The organism is Pseudolysinimonas kribbensis, from assembly GCF_030161895.1.
GTDB lineage: Bacteria > Actinomycetota > Actinomycetes > Actinomycetales > Microbacteriaceae > Pseudolysinimonas > Pseudolysinimonas kribbensis.
The window spans coordinates 1,686,716-1,703,152 of sequence record NZ_BSVB01000001.1; the positions used below are offsets into that span (position 1 = coordinate 1,686,716).

15 protein-coding genes and 2 pseudogenes are annotated in these 16,437 nt (G+C 73.4%); 8 read left to right on the forward strand and 9 right to left on the reverse strand.

What is annotated here, in order from left to right; genetic code table 11:
* Positions 1 to 26: 26 nt before the first annotated feature.
* Complete coding sequence (locus QQK35_RS09420) at positions 27 to 1,097, reverse strand: LacI family DNA-binding transcriptional regulator (protein WP_284253946.1); 1,071 nt, start codon at positions 1,095 to 1,097, stop codon at positions 27 to 29.
* A gap of 6 nt (positions 1,098 to 1,103) precedes the next feature.
* Between QQK35_RS09420 and QQK35_RS09425 the strand changes: the two genes are divergently transcribed.
* The 3 genes and pseudogenes from QQK35_RS09425 to QQK35_RS09435 all read left to right on the forward strand — a co-directional run bounded on the left by QQK35_RS09425 (position 1,104) and on the right by QQK35_RS09435 (position 3,770).
* Complete coding sequence (locus QQK35_RS09425) at positions 1,104 to 2,504, forward strand: MFS transporter (RefSeq protein ID WP_284255661.1); 1,401 nt, start codon at positions 1,104 to 1,106, stop codon at positions 2,502 to 2,504.
* Positions 2,417 to 3,111 (forward strand): annotated as a pseudogene (nucS, locus tag QQK35_RS09430) (endonuclease NucS). The gene QQK35_RS09425 and the pseudogene nucS overlap by 88 nt, the downstream one beginning before the upstream one ends.
* Positions 3,111 to 3,770 carry an HAD hydrolase-like protein gene (locus QQK35_RS09435; RefSeq protein WP_284253947.1) on the forward strand — a complete coding sequence of 220 codons (660 nt, stop codon included), beginning with the start codon at positions 3,111 to 3,113 and terminating at the stop codon, positions 3,768 to 3,770. The pseudogene nucS and the gene QQK35_RS09435 overlap by 1 nt, the downstream one beginning before the upstream one ends.
* 94 nt (positions 3,771 to 3,864) lie before the next feature.
* Here the strand turns inward: QQK35_RS09435 and QQK35_RS09440 are convergent, their stop codons facing one another.
* From QQK35_RS09440 to QQK35_RS09455, 4 genes are all read right to left on the reverse strand, one after another.
* Positions 3,865 to 4,887 (reverse strand): NAD(P)/FAD-dependent oxidoreductase, encoded by a 1,023-nt coding sequence (locus QQK35_RS09440; protein WP_284253948.1) that lies wholly within the window; start codon positions 4,885 to 4,887, stop codon positions 3,865 to 3,867.
* The gene (locus QQK35_RS09445) at positions 4,884 to 5,474 is read right to left on the reverse strand and encodes an isoprenylcysteine carboxyl methyltransferase family protein (protein ID WP_284253949.1); all 591 of its coding nucleotides are present in this window, start codon (positions 5,472 to 5,474) and stop codon (positions 4,884 to 4,886) included. Before QQK35_RS09445 ends, QQK35_RS09440 begins: the two co-directional genes overlap by 4 nt.
* A gap of 4 nt (positions 5,475 to 5,478) precedes the next feature.
* Positions 5,479 to 6,540 (reverse strand): type III polyketide synthase, encoded by a 1,062-nt coding sequence (locus tag QQK35_RS09450; RefSeq protein ID WP_284253950.1) that lies wholly within the window; start codon positions 6,538 to 6,540, stop codon positions 5,479 to 5,481.
* A gap of 63 nt (positions 6,541 to 6,603) precedes the next feature.
* The gene (locus QQK35_RS09455) at positions 6,604 to 7,533 is read right to left on the reverse strand and encodes an aldo/keto reductase (protein WP_284253951.1); all 930 of its coding nucleotides are present in this window, start codon (positions 7,531 to 7,533) and stop codon (positions 6,604 to 6,606) included.
* Between QQK35_RS09455 and QQK35_RS09460 the strand changes: the two are divergent.
* Positions 7,532 to 8,764 (forward strand): annotated as a pseudogene (locus QQK35_RS09460) (MFS transporter); the annotation flags it as partial. The gene QQK35_RS09455 and the pseudogene QQK35_RS09460 overlap by 2 nt on opposite strands.
* Positions 8,765 to 8,980: 216 nt before the next feature.
* Here QQK35_RS09460 and QQK35_RS09465 read toward each other — a convergent pair.
* From QQK35_RS09465 to QQK35_RS09475, 3 genes are all read right to left on the reverse strand, one after another.
* Entirely contained in the window at positions 8,981 to 9,622 is a 642-nt protein-coding gene (locus QQK35_RS09465) for a LysE family translocator (protein ID WP_284253952.1), read from the reverse strand.
* Between the two features lie 9 nt (positions 9,623 to 9,631).
* Positions 9,632 to 9,934 carry a hypothetical protein gene (locus QQK35_RS09470; RefSeq protein ID WP_284253954.1) on the reverse strand — a complete coding sequence of 101 codons (303 nt, stop codon included), beginning with the start codon at positions 9,932 to 9,934 and terminating at the stop codon, positions 9,632 to 9,634.
* Between the two features lie 655 nt (positions 9,935 to 10,589).
* Entirely contained in the window at positions 10,590 to 11,438 is an 849-nt protein-coding gene (locus QQK35_RS09475; RefSeq protein ID WP_284253955.1) for a PspC domain-containing protein, read from the reverse strand.
* A 102-nt stretch (positions 11,439 to 11,540) separates the two neighbouring features.
* Here QQK35_RS09475 and QQK35_RS09480 point away from each other — a divergent pair, with 102 nt between their 5' ends.
* From QQK35_RS09480 to QQK35_RS09490, 4 genes are all read left to right on the forward strand, one after another.
* Positions 11,541 to 12,704, forward strand: a complete 1,164-nt coding sequence (locus QQK35_RS09480; RefSeq protein WP_284253957.1) for an ATP-binding protein — start codon at positions 11,541 to 11,543, stop codon at positions 12,702 to 12,704.
* Complete coding sequence (locus QQK35_RS09485; protein ID WP_284253958.1) at positions 12,701 to 13,342, forward strand: response regulator; 642 nt, start codon at positions 12,701 to 12,703, stop codon at positions 13,340 to 13,342. Before QQK35_RS09480 ends, QQK35_RS09485 begins: the two co-directional genes overlap by 4 nt.
* 66 nt (positions 13,343 to 13,408) lie before the next feature.
* The gene (locus QQK35_RS19770) at positions 13,409 to 13,552 is read left to right on the forward strand and encodes a hypothetical protein (protein ID WP_348534921.1); all 144 of its coding nucleotides are present in this window, start codon (positions 13,409 to 13,411) and stop codon (positions 13,550 to 13,552) included.
* Between the two features lie 151 nt (positions 13,553 to 13,703).
* A complete protein-coding gene (locus QQK35_RS09490; RefSeq protein ID WP_348534922.1) occupies positions 13,704 to 14,948 on the forward strand; it encodes a molybdopterin-dependent oxidoreductase in 1,245 nt (414 codons plus the stop codon).
* On the opposite strand, the gene QQK35_RS09495 is transcribed toward QQK35_RS09490, so the two are convergent.
* Positions 14,932 to 16,326: an LLM class flavin-dependent oxidoreductase gene (locus tag QQK35_RS09495; RefSeq protein ID WP_284255663.1), complete on the reverse strand. Its 1,395-nt coding sequence runs from the start codon at positions 16,324 to 16,326 to the stop codon at positions 14,932 to 14,934. The genes QQK35_RS09490 and QQK35_RS09495 overlap by 17 nt on opposite strands.
* Positions 16,327 to 16,437: the final 111 nt, after the last annotated feature.

Consider the following 16,437-nt stretch of genomic DNA (forward strand, 5'->3'; position numbering starts at 1 on the left):
TACGCTTCTTTCACAAGTTTGTGAAGTTAGCGAAAGCTAGTGTCATCCGGGGCCGGTCCGGTCGTCGATCCGACGCGCAGCTCGCACTGCAGCAGCCGGTCGGGAGCCCGTTCTCCGCGGAGCGCGGCGAGCACCGCCCGGCCTGCCGCACGACCCTTCTCCTCCACCGGCTGGGCGAGCGTCGTGAGGGCGCGCGAGAGCAGTCCGTCGACGGCGATCCCGTCGAAGCCGACCACGCTCACGTCCTCCGGCACCCGCAGCCCGCGCTCCTCCGCCGCGAGCACGATGCCGACGGCGAGCAGATCGCTCTGCGCGAGTACGGCGGTGGGGCGCGATGCGGCGGGGCCGTCCAGCAGCGAGCGGCCGGCGATCATCCCCTCGTCGACCGCGCTGGATGCCGCCGAGACGCCGCCCGCATCCGGGAACACGGTGCGCACCCCGGCCAGCCGCTCGCGCGCGACGAAGCTCGTCGACGCCGCCTCCCGTGCGGGGTCGAGCGGGGCGCGCCGGCGACCCGGGTCGAGCGGCAGGGTGACCACGGCCACGCGCCGGTGCCCGAGCCGCGCGAGGAGCCGCGCGGCGGCGGCGCACGCCTCGCGGTTGTCGATGTCGATGGCGGTGACGCCGTCGAGCGGCTCGGTCTCGACGCCGACGAACGGCACGCCGCGGCGCCGCAGCGACGCGACCGAGTCGGCGACGTTGGTCGTGCAGCCGATGAGGATCGCGGCGTCGATCGCCGCGTCGCCCGGGTCGGGACCGCCGACCCCGGCCATCGGGATCACGAGGAGGCTCAGCCGCGCGTCGCTCAGCTCCTCGCCGATGCCGTCGAGGAGCGCGACGTTCACGGGGTCGCGGAACGTCTCGGCGAGGCGGTCCTCGGTCACCACGCCGATCACCCCGGATCGTCCGCGGCGCAGCGACCGGGCGGTGGGGTCCGGGCCCCCGTAGTCGAGCTCGCGCGCTGCCGTGAGCACCCGCTCGCGCGTCGCCTCGGCGACGGGTCCGCTGCCGCTGAAGACGAGGGAGGCCGTGGATGCCGCGACGCCGGCCCGCCGCGCGACGGCCGCGAGCGTGGGACGGCTTGCCCGCTCCTCCATGCCTGGATACGCTACTCGGAACGATTCGAGTCGAAACGATTCGACCCCTCGTCCGCCTCGCACACCGCCCTCCCCACCGCAAGGACCGCCGCCGCCGTGACCGCCTCCGCGACGACCACCCGCTCACCTCGCGTCACCGCCTGGCGCACCGCCGTCTTCGCGATCTTCGCGACCAACGGCCTCGGCATCTCGGCCGTCATCTCGCGCACCCCCACCATCCGCGACGAGCTGCACATCACGGTCGCCGAGGTCGGGGTGCTCATCGTCGCCGCCTCGATCGGCGCCATCGTCGGGCTGCTGCTCTCGAGCCACATCGTCCATTGGCTCGGCGGCCGGCGCACGATCGCGATCACGCTCTCGGCGTGCGGCATCGGCGTCGCCGGGATCGGCCTCGGCGCGGCGCTCGGATCGTACGCGGTCGCGTGGATCTCGCTCCTGGTCTACGGCGCGGCCAGCTCGATCTGCGATGTCGGCATGAACGTCGAGGGCGCGGGCGTGGAGCGCGCGAGCGGCACGGCGATCATGCCCTGGTTCCACGCCGCGTGGAGTCTCGGCGGGGTCATCAGCGCGGGGCTCGGATCGATCGCCGCGTTCGCCGGCATCCCGCCGGTCGTGCACTTCGCCGTCATCGGCGCCATCATCGTCGCCAGCGCGATCGTCGCGACCCGCTTCATCCCGCGCGTCGACCCGGATGCTGCGGACGAGCCGCGCCTGACCTTCCGCGAGCGCATGTCGGTCTGGCTCGAGCCGCGCACCCTCCTCATCGGCGTCGTCATGCTCGGCATGGCCTTCGCCGAGGGCTCCGCGAACGACTGGCTCGCGCTCGGCGTGCACGACGACCGTCACTTCAACGACGGTCAGGCCGCCCTCGCCTTCGGCACCTTCGCGACGGCGATGACGGTCGGGCGGATCCTCGGGGTGCCGCTCATCAACCGACTCGGCCGCGTCGTCTCGCTGCGCGCCGCCGCGATCGCGGCACTGCTCGGCCTCGCCCTCGTGATCCTCGTGCCGGTGCCCGCGGTCACCTACATCGCCATCGCCGTCTGGGGCCTCGGGGCGTCGCTCGGGTTCCCGGTGGGCATCTCGGCGGCGGGCGACGAACCCGCCAAGGCGGCCGCCCGGGTCAGCGTCGTCGCGACCCTCGCCTACGGCGCGTTCCTCGTCGGGCCGCCGGTCATCGGCTTCGTCGGTCAGCACGTCGGCGTGCTCAACGCGCTCTGGATCGTGTTCGGGCTCATCGTGATCGCGGCCCTCGCGATCCCGGCGGCGCGACCCCGCGGGCGCCGGACGACGCCGATCCGGGAACCTAGACTCGCGGGGTGCGTCTCGTCATCGCCCGTTGCTCCGTGGACTACGCGGGCCGGCTCTCGGCGCACCTTCCGCTCGCGACGCGGCTGCTCGTACTGAAGGGCGACGGCTCCGTGCTCGTGCACTCCGACTCGCTCAGCTACAAGCCGCTGAACTGGATGAGCCCGCCGGCGACGTTCGCGGTCGAAGAGGTCGACGAGGAGCGCGCCTCCGCCGGCGTCGTCGAGCTGTGGCGGGTGACGCACGCGAAGACCGCCGACATGCTCGTGATCTCGATCCACGAGATCCTGCACGACTCGTCGCACGAGCTCGGCGTCGATCCCGGCCTGCAGAAGTCGGGGTCGAAGACGATCTGCAGCGCCTGCTGGCGGAGCAGATCGAGCTGCTCGGCGAGGGCTACACGCTCGTGCGGCGCGAGTACATGACCGCGATCGGACCGGTCGACATCCTGGCGCGGGATGCCGCGGGCGGCTCGGTCGCGGTCGAGATCAAGCGCCGCGGCGAGATCGACGGCGTCGAGCAGTTGACGCGCTACCTCGAGCTCATGAACCGCGACCCGCGACTCGCGCCGGTGTCGGGCGTGTACGCGGCGCAGGAGATCAAGCCGCAGGCGCGCACGCTCGCCGAGGACCGCGGCATCCGGTGCGTCGTGCTCGACTACGACGCCATGCGCGGCCTCGAGACCGGCCACGCGAGGCTGTTCTGATGCCGCGCTTCTCGTGCGTGCTCTGGGATCTCGACGGCACCATCGTCGACTCGGCACCCGGCATCACCTCGACGCTCGCGTGGACGTTCGAACAGCTCGGGATGCCGGTGCCCACTGCCGCCCAGATGCTCGTCTGGGTGGGTCCGCCGCTTCTCGACTCGTTCCGCGAGCTCGCGGGACTGCCGGAGGACGAGGCCCGCGCCGCACTGGCCGTGTACCGCGAGCGGTACCGCACGATCGGCGTCTTCGACGCGACGGTGTACGCGGGGGTGGATGCGCTCCTGGGCGAGCTGCACGCCGCGGGGGTGCCGCTCTCGCTGGCGACCTCGAAGCCGGAGTCGCTCGCGCGCGCCATCCTCGAGCACGAGGGGCTGCTCGGCGAACTCGACGTCATCACCGGCGCGAGCGAGGATGAGCGGCGCAGCGCGAAGGCCGACGTCGTGGCGCTCGCCCTGCAGCGTCTGCGCGAACGCGGGTTCGACGTGAGCGCGCCCGTGCTGGTCGGCGACCGGGAGCACGACATCGAGGGCGCCGCCGTGCACGGCGTGCCGACGATCTTCGCCGCGTGGGGCTACGGCTCTCTCGCGGAGTCCGCCGGGGCGATCGCCATCGCGCGCGATCCCGCCGAGCTGCGCACCCTCCTCGGCCTCGTGGGTTGAGGAGCGCCGCGCGCAGCGCGACGCGTCTCGAAACCCACCGCGCGATGAGGGTTTCGAGACGCGTCCGCCTGCGGCGGTCGCTCCTCAACCCGCGTCAGCGGGCGATGCGCTCCACGGCCGCGCGGAAGAGGAACGGCGCCGCACGCGCCGCCGGCACGATGAGCGGCTGCGCCGGCGACGCGGCGAGCGCGGCCAGTGGCGCCGTCAGCATCCGGAACTCGCGCGTGACCCGGCGCCAGGCGCGCTCGTACGAGTGCGGATCGCCGGCGACGAGCGACGCGACGGCGACGCGCGCCTCGGCCAGCCCGATCCGGATGCCCTCCCCGGTGAGCGCGTCGACGTACCCGGATGCGTCGCCCACGAGCAGCACCCGCCCGGCGACCCGGCCGGCCCGTCGCTGCCGGAACGGCCCCGCCCCGCGCAGCCCGCTCCGCGGCGTCGCACCCGCGACCCGCGCCGCGAGCTCCGGCACCGCCTCGAGCGCGTCGTCGAATCGCACCCCCTGCCGCGCGAGCAGCGACAGGCCGACGCCGTCGTCCGCGGTCGGCGTCACGTAGATCTCGCCGAGCGCGCTCCAGTGCACCTCGATGAGGTCGGTCCACGGCGCGAGGTCGTAGTGCCGGCGCTGCCCGTACCGGCGCCGCACGGCGGGCGCACCGCGATCGAGGCCGACGAGCCCGGCGACCGTCGAGTGCAGGCCGTCGGCCGCGATCATCCAGTCGGCCCGGATGCCGGCCGCCTCGACCCCGGCGTCGTCCTGTCGCAGTTCCTCGATCCTCGCCTCGACCGTGCGCACCCCGAGCTCGGCCGCCCGGTCGCGCAACCGGCCGTGCAGCTCGGTGCGGCGCACGCCGAGCGCCGGCGCCCCGCGGAACCGGTGCGTCACGACGCGGCTGCCGTCGCGGTACTGGATGCCCCGTAGCGGGACTCCGCGCGGCGTCACCCCCAGCCGCGCGAGCGCGGGCGGCGCCGCGGGCATGAGGCCCTCGCCGCAGGCCTTGTCGATGACGCCGCGGCGCGGCTCGACGATCGTCGCGTCGAAACCCGCGAGCCGCGCCTCGATCGCCGCCGCCAGACCGATCGGCCCGCCGCCGGCGACGAGGACGTGCCCGCTCACGTCATCCGACGACCGGGACGGTCGTCGGCGCTGGCGTCGCGGCGAAGGCCAGAAATGGCCGTCGCTCCTAGCTCCAGCGCGCGGTTCTCGGCGGGGATCCGGAAGCCGAGCAGCAGCACCGCGTTCAGCACCGTGAAGGCGATCGCGGTGATCCACGCGGCGTGCACGAGCGGCAGCGCGACGCCCTCGATCGCGACGACGAGATAGTTGGGATGCCGCATCCACCGGTACGGACCGGCCGCGACCGGCGGCATCCCGGGCACCACGATGACGCGCGTGTTCCAGCGTCGCCCGAGCGCCTGCACCATCGTGTAGCGCGCGAACTGGCAGCCGAGCGCGATGGCGAGCATCGGCCAGCCGAGCCATGGGATGAACGGCCGACCCAGCAGCCAGACCTCGGCGACGGCGCCCACCAGCATCCCGACGTGCAGCGCGATCATCCACGGCAGCTGGCCGCGGGCCGACTCGACGCCGCCGCGCGCGAACGCCCACGCGGCGTTGCGACGCGAGATGACCAGCTCGACGATGCGCTCGCATCCGACGAGCACGACGAACGCCGTGAACAGCAGCGCGGAGACCGTTCCCACCCGCCTAGGCCGCCCAGTTCAGCAGCACGTACTCGCTCGTGACCCCCGGCCCGAGGGCGAAGAGCAGACCATTCGTTCCGTCGGGCTGCCGGATGACGTCGGCCAGCACGTGCAGCACCGACGACGACGAGAGGTTGCCGACCGCGTCGAGCGAGCGCCAGCTGGGCGCGAGGTCGGCCCGGTCGAGGCCGAGGCCCTTCTCGAAGGCCTCGAGCACGCGCGGCCCGCCCGGATGCGCGATCCACGCCCCGATGTCGCGGCCGGTGAGCGCGTTGCTGGCGAGCAGCCGCTCGACGTCGCCCGCGATGTTCGCGTCGATCGTCTGGGCGACCGCGGCGGTCAGCACGATCCGGAATCCCGTGCCGCCGATGTCCCAGCCGATGACGCTCTCGCTGTCGGGGTAGAGCGCGCTGCGGGTGTCGACGATGTCCGGGCCGGGCAGGCCGAGCGCCTCGGCCCGGCGCGTTCCCGCCACGACGACGGCCGCGGCGCCGTCGCCGAACAGGCCGCTGGCGACGAAGTTGGCGGTCGAGTCGTCGTCGCGCTGCAGCGTGAGCGAGCACAGCTCGACCGAGAGCAGCACGGCGATGTCGTCCGGATGCCCGAGCAGGTAGTCGTGCACCCGCGCCAGCCCCGCCGCACCCGCCACGCACCCGAGGCCGAACGACGGCATGCGCTTGACGTCCGGCCGCAGGCCGATGCGCGAGACGAGCCGCGCGTCGATCGACGGCACCCCGATGCCGGTGACGGAGGTGAAGAGCAGGTGATCGACGTCGGTGGGACGCAGCCCCGCGGCGTCGAGTGCGGCGACCACGGCGCGCGCCGCGAGCGCGGTGCCCTCGCTCAGCCAGAGGTCGTTGGCCTCCTCGAATCCGTGCAGGTCGCGGTAGCGCTCCAGCGGCAGCACGGTGTGCCGGTGACCGATGCCGCTCGCGGCATGGAACCGCGACAGCACCGCGAGGCGGCCGGCGTCGTGGGTGATGAGCGAGCCGATCTCGGCCGCGATCTCCGCCTGCGTGTAGGCGTACTCGGGCAGGGCAGGCGCCACCGCCACGATTCGCGACATGGCCGGACGGTATCACCGGGCGAGTGCGCACCGCTCCCCCAAGGGCCCGCTCCCGGCCGGGGTTCAGGTGAGTGTGGACGCCATCCGGCCGTCGAGGCGGTCGACCTCGTCGCTGCTCAGCTCCAGCCCGAACGACTCGGCGAGCGCCGTCAGCTGCTGCGGGGTGCGAGCGCTCGCGATCGGTGCCGCGACCGCCGGGCGACCGCGCAGCCAGGCCAGGGCCACGGCCGCCGGGCTGACGGAGCGCGCGGCCGCGATCGTGTCGACCAGCTCCAGCAGCGCGAGGTTCGCGGGATCGTCGAGGTGCGTCGACGCCCCCGCCGCGCGGGCCGAGTCGACCGCGACGCCCGGGCGGTACTTGCCGCTGAGGAACCCGCTCGCGAGCGCCGAGTACGGCGTCTCGACGACGCCGAGCTCGAGAAGCGTCGGCACGAGCGTCGACTCGATGGCCCGGTTCACGAGGTTGTACGGGTCCTGCGCGACGGTGAACCCCGCGAACCCGGCGGACCGCGCGATCTCGACGGCGCTGCGCAGGCGCTCGGCCGTGAAGTTCGAGGCACCCGCCTCGAGGATCTTGCCCTCCCGCACGAGCTCGTCGAACACGCCGACGTAGTCGGCCTGGGCGACCTCCGGATCGTCGCGGTGTGCGAAGTAGAGGTCGATGCGGTCGGTCTGCAGGCGCCGCAGCGAGTCGTCGACGGCCCCGCGGACGTTCTCGGGCGAGAGCCCCGGCCGCGCGGGCAGCGAGAACACCTTGGTCGCGATGACCACGTCGTCGCGGCGGCCGCGCGAGGCCAGCCACTCACCGATGATCGTCTCCGACTCGCCACCCGAGTTGCCGGGCGCCCAGCGCGAGTAGACGTCGGCGGTGTCGATCGCCCGGCCGCCCGCCGCGACGAACGCGTCGAGCACGGCGAACGACTGATCGCGATCGGAGGTCCAGCCGAAGGTGTTGCCGCCGAGGACGAGCGGCCCGAGATCGAGAGAGGTCATGGAGGCGGCAACCCCTTGCACCGCGGAACGATTCCCGCCGCCGGTAATCTCGGTCACGGTGTCCGATCCCCAGCCTCCCGCGTCGCCGAGCGCGACCGCGAGGCGACGCCGGTTCGCCGATCTCAGCCCGCTGCGCTCGCGCGCCTTCGCCCGGCTGTGGATCGGATCGACGATCGCCGGGATGGGCGCGCAGCTGACCGTCGTCGCGGTCGGCCTGCAGATCTACGACCTCACGGCGTCGACCCTTGCGGTCTCGCTGGTCGGCGGGATCGCGCTGCTGCCGATGGTCGTGGCGGGCCTCTGGGGCGGCATGCTGGCCGACGCCTTCGACCGCCGGATCGTGCTCATCGTCAGCTCGCTCGTCGGCTGGGTCACGACGCTCGGCCTCATCGCGCTCTCGGTGCTGACGGCGATGGGTCCGGCGCCGGCGCTCTGGGAGTTCTACCTCCTCACGACCCTCAACTCGATCGCCGCGACGGTGTCCAACACGACGCGCTCGGCGGTGTTCCCGCGGATCCTCCCGCCGGAGCACATCGCGCCCGCGAACGCGCTCGGCGGAATCGGATTCGGGCTGCAGCTCACCGTCGGGCCGGCGCTGGCCGGCGTGCTCGTCGCCGCGTTCGGATTCGGGTGGACCTACGCCGTCGACGCCGTGCTGTTCGCGGCCGGGTTCCTCGGCATCCTGAGCCTGCCCTCCCTCACCCCGCTGGAGGACGCGCTGCGGCCCGGTTGGCGGTCGCTGCGCGAGGGGATCGCCTTCCTGCGACGCGCCCCCAACATCCGCTCCGGATTCCTCATCGACGTGATCGCGATGGGGTTCGGCCGCCCGTACACGCTGTTCCCCGCGGTGGCGGCGCTCGCGATCGGCGGCGGCGCCATCACGGTCGGGGTGCTGACGGCGTCGGCCGCGGCCGGCGTGTTCGTGGCGGGACTGTTCAGCGGGCCGGTCGGCCATGTGCATCGCCACGGCGTCGCGATCGGACGCGCCGTGATGGTCTACGGCGGCTGCATTCTGGCGTTCGGCCTCGTGATCGGCGCCATGCAGACCGGGTGGTTCGGCACGGTGACCTCCTCGTTCGCGCACGTCAACCCGGTCGCCCTCGTGCTCGCCGGCGTCGCGCTCGCGGGCAGCGGCGCGGCCGACGAGGTGAGCGCGATCTTCCGCGGCACGATGCTCATCGTCGCCGTGCCGGATGGCATGCGCGGCCGGCTCCAGGGCATCTTCACGGTCGTGGTCACCGGCGGTCCGCGCATCGGCGACCTCTACGCCGGCATCCTCGCCTCGCTCGTCGCGCTCTGGTTCCCCCGGTGCTCGGCGGGTTCGCGATCGTCGTGGCCGCCGCCACGATCGTGCGGGTGGTGCGTCCGTTCCGCGAGTACGACGCCCGCATGCCCACGCCCTGAATCTCCTCGCGCACCGCCCCGCGAGCCGCGCGCCGGGTTCGGGTCAGACCCGGATGCCGGGGACCCCGCTCACGGCGAGGGTGCCGCCGAGACCGATCATCAGCACCCCGCCCACGAGGCTCGTGCGGGCGATCCGGTGCGGCGAGCGCGCGAACCACTGCCGCGCCGTGCCCGCGATGATCACCCACACGCTGTCGGAGAGGAAGCCGAGCACGACGCCCATCCCGCCGAGGATCAGCAGCTGCGGGATCGCGGCCTGCCGCGGGTCGAGGAACTGCGGCAGCACGGCGCTGTAGAGCACGATCGCCTTCGGGTTGGTGATCCCGACGAGGAAGCCCTGCCCGATGAGCCGCCAGGGCGACCAGGCCACGGGGGTCTCGTCGTCCGTGATCCGGGCGTTGCGGTGCCGGATCGCCTGGATGCCGAGATAGACGAGGTACAGGCCGCCCGCGATCTTGATCACGGTCAGGAGCACGACCGACTGCTGCACGAGGAACCCGATCCCGAACGCGACGGCGAGCACCTGCGGCACGATCCCGAGAGCGTTGCCCACGTCGCTCAGCAGGCCGCCCCGCGTGCCCAGGGCGAGCGAGCGGCCGACGACGAACAGGACGCTCGGCCCCGGGATCACGAAGATGATGAGCGCCGCGCCGAGGAACCCGAGGATGCTGGCGAGCGGCGGCATGCGCCGATGCTATCGATCGTCGGGCTCGCCCTCCGGTGCGCCGGCGGCGGGCATGCTCAGGCGGCGCTCGAGGGCGCGGTCCTGCGCGCGATGCACGACGCTCAGGGCCGACCCGACGACGATGACGGCGCCGACGGCCAGCAGCGCGCCGACCAGGCCGATCGCGATGTCGGCCGGCCGGGCCTCGAGCACGCGGAGGCCGATCGCGGCGATCCGGTGCGGCTCGAGCACGAGCCACGCGACGCCGGCGCCGAGCGCGGCGAGCACGAGGCCCCAGACGATCGCGGCGGTGCGCAGGCGGGGGCGGGTCATGGCCGTGCTCCTTCGGTCGCGGGAGAGGACGGGGTGGGAGTCGGCGCCGAGGTGGACGTCCCCCGGTTCTCGGCGCTCCCGTCGAGGTCGGGATTGGCGCCGAACGCGATCGATCCGCTCTCGAGGCTGATCCGGATGACGACATCGGGATCTCCTGCACCGTACGTCACGTCGTAGCGCGCGATCCCGTCGCGTCGTGAGCCGGGCGCGACCCGATGCACGTCGGTGGGCCGGCCCAGCTTCCACGTGACGCGGCGCACGTCACCGGCGGCCACCGAGGCGACGACGCGTACCGTCTCGCCCGGCGCGATGTCCACGCGCACGTCTCCCGTGCGCTGCCAGAGATCGATCGTGGTGCCGGCAGGCCGGTGCGCCTCACCGACGATGAGATCCGTGGGTCCAAAGACGCGGGCGTACCGGCCGCCGTGCGTCGTGTCGATGCCGTAGTAGCCCACGAAGGGCACGAGGGTGCGATTCACGACGAGGGGCGCGGTGAGCGCGGCGCCGACCAGGGCGAGCACGGCGAGCGCTGCGAGGCCGCCGGCGCGTCGGCGGAACACACCCGCGACCGCCAGGGCGAGACCGAAGACCACCACGGCGGTGCCGAGGCCGGCGGTCCAGCCGACCGCGCGATCCGGGTGCAGCACGGCCGCGGTCAGCCCGACCGCACAGCCGGCGACGACCGCGAGGCCGAAGACGAGGCCGATGACCGCGCCGCCGACGAACGGCTCGCGGCGCCGGCGTGCGGCCAGGCGCGCCTCGCGCTCCTGCGCCCTGGCCGCCTGCTCGGCGGCGCGACGGGCACGGTCGTCGGCGCTCTGCTGAGCCGACCATGCCGCCCGCTGGTGCCGCCACTGCTCCTGCTGCACCCGCCAGCCGGCGAGCTCCGCGTCGCCCTCGGCCGGCGGGGTCGACGGACCGGCGAACTCGGCGGGGGCGCACCGGGCACCGTCTCGGGCTTGTCATCGGTGGTCGCCGGGACGCTCCGGATGTCGGGGTGCTCCGCCCGGCGCGCCAGCCAGACGATCACGACGATGCCCACCGCGATGACGAGCAGGGTCCAGAGGATCCGCCCGGCCGACGCCCCGAAGTCCGGCTCGCCCCAGTACGCGGCCCCCGCCCACCAGAATCCCTGGGTCAGCGGCAGGAAGGAGAGCAGCGTCAGTCCTGCGATCGCGACGACCGCGCTCTCGACCCGCCCGCGGGCCAGCGTCAGCGCGTGGATCGCGCCCTTCTCGTCGGGCAGCAGGAACCACGCCGCCGCGTACAGCAGCACGATCGGCGCGCCCAGGACGGCGAGGACCACGACGATGCCGCGGACGAGGATCGGGTCGAGCCGGGTGCGATCGGCGATGGCCGCGCAGACCCCGCCCAGCCATCCGGTGCGCCGGACCAGGCCGAGGGTGCGGATCCAGGCGAAGAACCGCGGATCGCGCGGCGCCTCGCCGCTCGCGGTCTCCTCGGCCTCCGGCTCGGCCGGCGGCGGAACACTCTTCGATGCCATGTCTCGATGCTCGCGGTGATGCGCGCGGCGCTCCATGGGGTGTTCCCCTGATCCGACCCTGACTTCCGGCCGGGGCTCCGCCGCCCGTGCTTGGATCGGGGCATGACCGCGGCCGTCGCCCTCCGCCCCGCGCTCCGGCGTCCGCGGCGGATGCTGCTGGCCGGGGTGTGCGCCGCCGTCGCGCGGCACGTGGGCTGGTCGGCGAGTGCCGTGCGGGTGCTCGCGATCGTGCTCGCGCTGCTGGGCGGGGGCGGCATCCTGCTCTACCTCTGGCTGTGGGCGCTCGTGCCGCTCGCCGACGAGGACGCGCCGCGCGTGCGCCGCGCCGTCCCCGGCGCGGCGATCCTGGTCGGCCTGGCCGGCGTCGCGGCGGTCGTCGCGATCGGCACCGCCCGCACGGGTCTCGTCGAACCGCTGGTGTCGAGTGCCGTGCCGAGTGCGGCGCTGGCGGCCGCGGCCGTCGCCTGGAGCCTCGTGCTCGATCGCGCCGACCCCGCCTACGACGACCGGTACCGGCGCATCGTGGGAATCGTGGCGGGCGCGGTGCTCGTGGTCGAGGGCGTGCTGCTGCTGCCGTCGCCGGCGAATCCCGTCGCCGTGATCCTCGGCGTCCTCATCGCGATGGTGGGCGTGGTGATCCTGATCGTGCCGCGGATCGCCGACCTGTGGACGGAGCTCGGAGCCGAGCGCAGCGCACGCGACCGCGAGGCGCAGCGCGCGGAGATCGCCGCCCACCTGCACGACTCGGTGCTGCAGACCCTCGCGATCATCCAGCACCGCGCGGGACCGCAGAGCGAGGTGGCGCGGCTCGCGCGGGCCCAGGAGCGCGAGCTGCGCGACTGGCTGTTCGCGGGCACGGATCCGTTCGCGGGCGACGCGGCCACCGAGCTGCGGACGATCGCCGGCGAACTGGAGCTCGCTCACCCGGCCCGGTTCGACGTCGTCACGGTCGGCGATGCGACCGAGGTGCGCAGCGCCGCCCTCATCGGGGCCGCGCGCGAGGCGATGCTCAACGCGGCCCGCCACGCGGGCGGCGACGTCTCGGTCTATCTCGAGGTCGCCGACGGCGGGGTCGAGCTCTACGTGCGCGACCGCGGGGCGGGCTTCGACACCACGGACGTGCCCGAGAGCCGGATGGGCGTGCGCGAGTCGATCGTCGGCCGCATGGAGCGCGCCGGTGGCCGGGCGGTGGTGCGCAGCGACGGCGGCGGCACCGAGGTGCGGCTGTCGCTGCCGCTCGCCGTGGCGACGGAGGGCGCGCGATGAGGGTGCTGCTGGTCGACGACCACTCGATCTTCCGCTCCGGCCTGCGTGCCGAGCTCGGAGACGGCGTCGAGGTGGTGGGCGAGGCCGCGACCGCCGACGAGGCCGTGCGGATGGCGCACGAGCTGCGTCCGGACGTCGTGCTGCTCGACGTGCACCTCCCCGGTTCCGACGGCGGCGGTGCGGAGGTGCTGCGCCGCTGCGGCGACCTGCTGGGCGACGTGCGCTTCCTCGCCCTCAGCGTCTCGGATGCCGCCGAGGACGTCGTCGGTGTGATCCGTGCCGGCGCCCGCGGCTACATCACCAAGAGCAGCTCGGGCGACGAGGTCGTGCGGGCGCTGCGCTCGGTCGCCGACGGCGACGCCGTCTTCTCGCCGCGCCTCGCCGGGTTCGTGCTCGACGCGTTCGGCGCGACCCAGGGCGAGCAGGCCGAGTCGAGCGACGAGCTCGATCGGCTGAGCGCACGCGAGCGCGAGGTCATGCGGCTCATCGCGCGCGGCTACGCCTACAAGGAGGTCGCCGCGGAGCTCTACATCTCGATCAAGACGGTCGAGACGCACGTGTCCGCGGTGCTGCGCAAGCTGCAGTTCTCCTCGCGCCACGAGCTCACCGCGTGGGCGCTCGAGCGCAAACTGCTCTAGGTGTAGTTCCGCCCGGTCGACCGCCCCACCCGGCGAGCGCCGAGCCGATCGTCTTATGCTCCGGCCATGGAACGAACGCGCCGGTGGCGCTGGGTGCTGCCGTCGCTGGCCGGGCTCGTCGCCACGGGCGCCGCGCTCGGGATCGCCCAGCTGATCGCGGCGATCGTCGCCCCAACCGCGGGGCCGTTCGTGGTCGTCGGCTCCTCCTGATCGACGCCTCCCCGGCCTGGTCGAAGCACCTCGCGATCGGCCTGTTCGGCAAGGACGACAAGGGCGCCCTGCTCGTCGGCGTCGGCGTGGCGCTCGCGATCCTCGCGGCCCTCGCTGGCGTGATCGAGGTGCGCCGCCCCCGCTCGGACGCGTGCTGATCGGCGCCGCCGCGGTGTTCGGCGTGATCGCCGCGGCGACGCGCGCGCACCCCGGTGCGCTCGACCCGGTGCCGGCGGTCGCCGCCGGCCTGATCGGCATCGTCCTGCTGGGCGTGCTCGTGCGCCGGATGCCGGAGCGCGCGGCGCCCGACCCCGCGCCCGACGGCGGCGCGGCGCCCGATCCCAGCCGGCGTCTCTTCGTGGGCTGGGCCGTCGGCGCCGCCGTGACCGGCGCGCTCGCCACGGCGGGCGGCGTCGCACTGGAGGCGGGCTCGCGCACGGTGTCCGCGGTGCGCATGGCGCTCAAGCTGCCGATGCCCGCGGTGGCCGCGCCGGCCGTGCCCGCCGGGGCCGACTTCGGCATCCCGGGCCTGGCCCGCATCGTCACGCCCAGCAGCAGCTTCTACCGCATCGACACCGCGCTCGCCGTGCCGCAGATCGATCCCGACTCGTGGCGGCTCGTGATCACCGGGATGGTCGAGCGCGACATCACCCTCACCTGGAAGGAGCTGCTCGCGCTGCCGCTGGAGGAGAGCTACGCGACGCTCGCCTGCGTCTCGAACGAGGTCGGGGGCGACCTCATCGGCAACGCGCGCTGGCTCGGCTATCCGATCCGGCACCTGCTGGAGCGGGCCGGCCCGTCACCGCGCGCCGATATGGTGCTGTCCTCCAGCCAGGACGGCTTCACCGCCGGGACCCCGATCGAGGCACTCACCGATCCGCAGCGCGCGGCCATCCTGGCGGTCGGCATGAACGGCGAGCCGCTGCCGCCGGAGCACGGGTTCCCGGTGCGGATGGTCGTGCCGGGGCTGTACGGGTACGTCTCGGCGACCAAGTGGGTGGTCAAGCTCGAGGTGACCCGCTACGACAAGGCGGCCGCGTACTGGACCCAGGAGGGCTGGTCGGCCAAGGGTCCGGTGAAGCTCGAGTCGCGTATCGATGTGGTGCGCAAGCAGAAGGACGGCTACGTCGTCGCCGGGGTCGCGTGGCACCAGCACGTCGGCGTGCGGTCGGTCGAGGTGCGCATCGACGGCGGGCCGTGGCAGACCGCGGAGCTCTCGACGCCGATCTCGGCCGACACGTGGGTGCAGTGGCGGCTGCCCTGGCATCCGGAGCACGGGTCGCACACCATCGCGGTGCGCGCCCGCGGTGCCGACGGCGAGCTGCAGACCGCGGCGAGGGCCGACGTGGTGCCGGACGGCGCGACCGGCTACCACACCATCACGGTGACGACCTAGCCGGCGAGCGCCCCTTGGCCGCGTCGTACCGGTACGACGCGCCCTTGTGCTCCGCGGGCAGCTTGTCACCGCGGCCATGCAGCTTCTGGCGCAGCGTGCCGGCCTCGTACTCCGACGGGTAGACGCCACGCTCACGCAGCACCGGGATCACGAATTCGACGACGTCCTCGAACGTGCCGGGGGTGATCGCGTAGGCGAGGTTGAAGCCGTCGACGTCGGTGAACTCCACCCACTCCTGCAGCTGGTCGGCGATCTGCTCGCCCGACCCGACGATGTACGGACCGAGGCCGCCGATGGCACCATGCCGGCCGATGTCGCCGACGGTGAACTCCTGGCCGTGCTCCTCGGCCGACTCGACGAAGTTCGCGACGACCGACTGGATCGCATTGGAGGGCACGTTGCCGACCGGCTCGTCGAGCGCGTACGTGGAGAGGTCGATGCCCATCCACCCGGACATGAAGACGAGCGCGCCCTCCTCGCTGGCGTAGCTCTGGAAGTCCTCCCACTTGGCCTGCGCCTTCTCGGGCGTCGCGTCGGTCACGATCGTGAGCAGCGTGTAGATCTTCGCGGCGTAGCGGTCGCGGCCGGCCGTCTCCAGAGCGTCCCGGATGCGCGCGACGGTCGACTTCAGGGTCTCCTTGGTCGGCGCCGCGACGAAGATCGCCTCCGCGTTCTCGGCGGCGAAGCTCATCCCGCGCTTCGAGGCGCCCGCCTGGTAGATCACCGGCGTGCGCTGCGGCGACGGCTCCGAGATGTGGATGCCGGGCACCTTGAAGTGCCGGCCCTCGTGTCCGATCTCGTGCACCTTGCTCGGGTCGGTGAAGACGCCGCGCTCGCGGTCCTTCACGACGGCGTCGTCCTCCCACGACCCCTCCCACAGCTTGTAGAGCACCTCGAGGTACTCGTCGGCGTGGTCGTAGCGGTCGTCGTGCTCGAGCTGGTCCTCGGCGCCCATGTTGCGCGCGGCGCTCGGCAGGTAGCCGGTGACGACGTTCCAGCCGATGCGGCCCTTGGTGAGGTGATCCAGCGTCGACATGCGGCGCGCGAACGGGTACGGGTGCTCGTAGGCCGTGCCCGCGGTCACGCCGAACCCGAGGTTCTCGGTGACGAGCGCCATCGCCGGGATCACCATCAGGGGATCGTTCACGGGCACCTGGGCGCCGTGCCGGATCGCGGCCTCGTTCGTGCCGCCGTAGACGTCGTAGGTGCCGAGCACGTCGGCGATGAAGATGCCGTCGAAGGTGCCGCGCTCGAGCAGCTTCGCGAGCTCGGTCCAGTACTCGAGCGTGTTGTAGCTCGCCGACCGGTCGCGCGGGTGGCGCCACATGCCGGAGGACTGGTGGGCGACGCAATTCATGTCGAATGCGTTGAACCGGATCTGCCGGGGGACGTGGGCTGCGGCGACATGGGCGGCATCCTGTCGCGCGCGCGTGCGGGGCGTCCAGCCGCCGTGAAAGGAAACGTCACACGCGGCAACGCGGCGTCATGC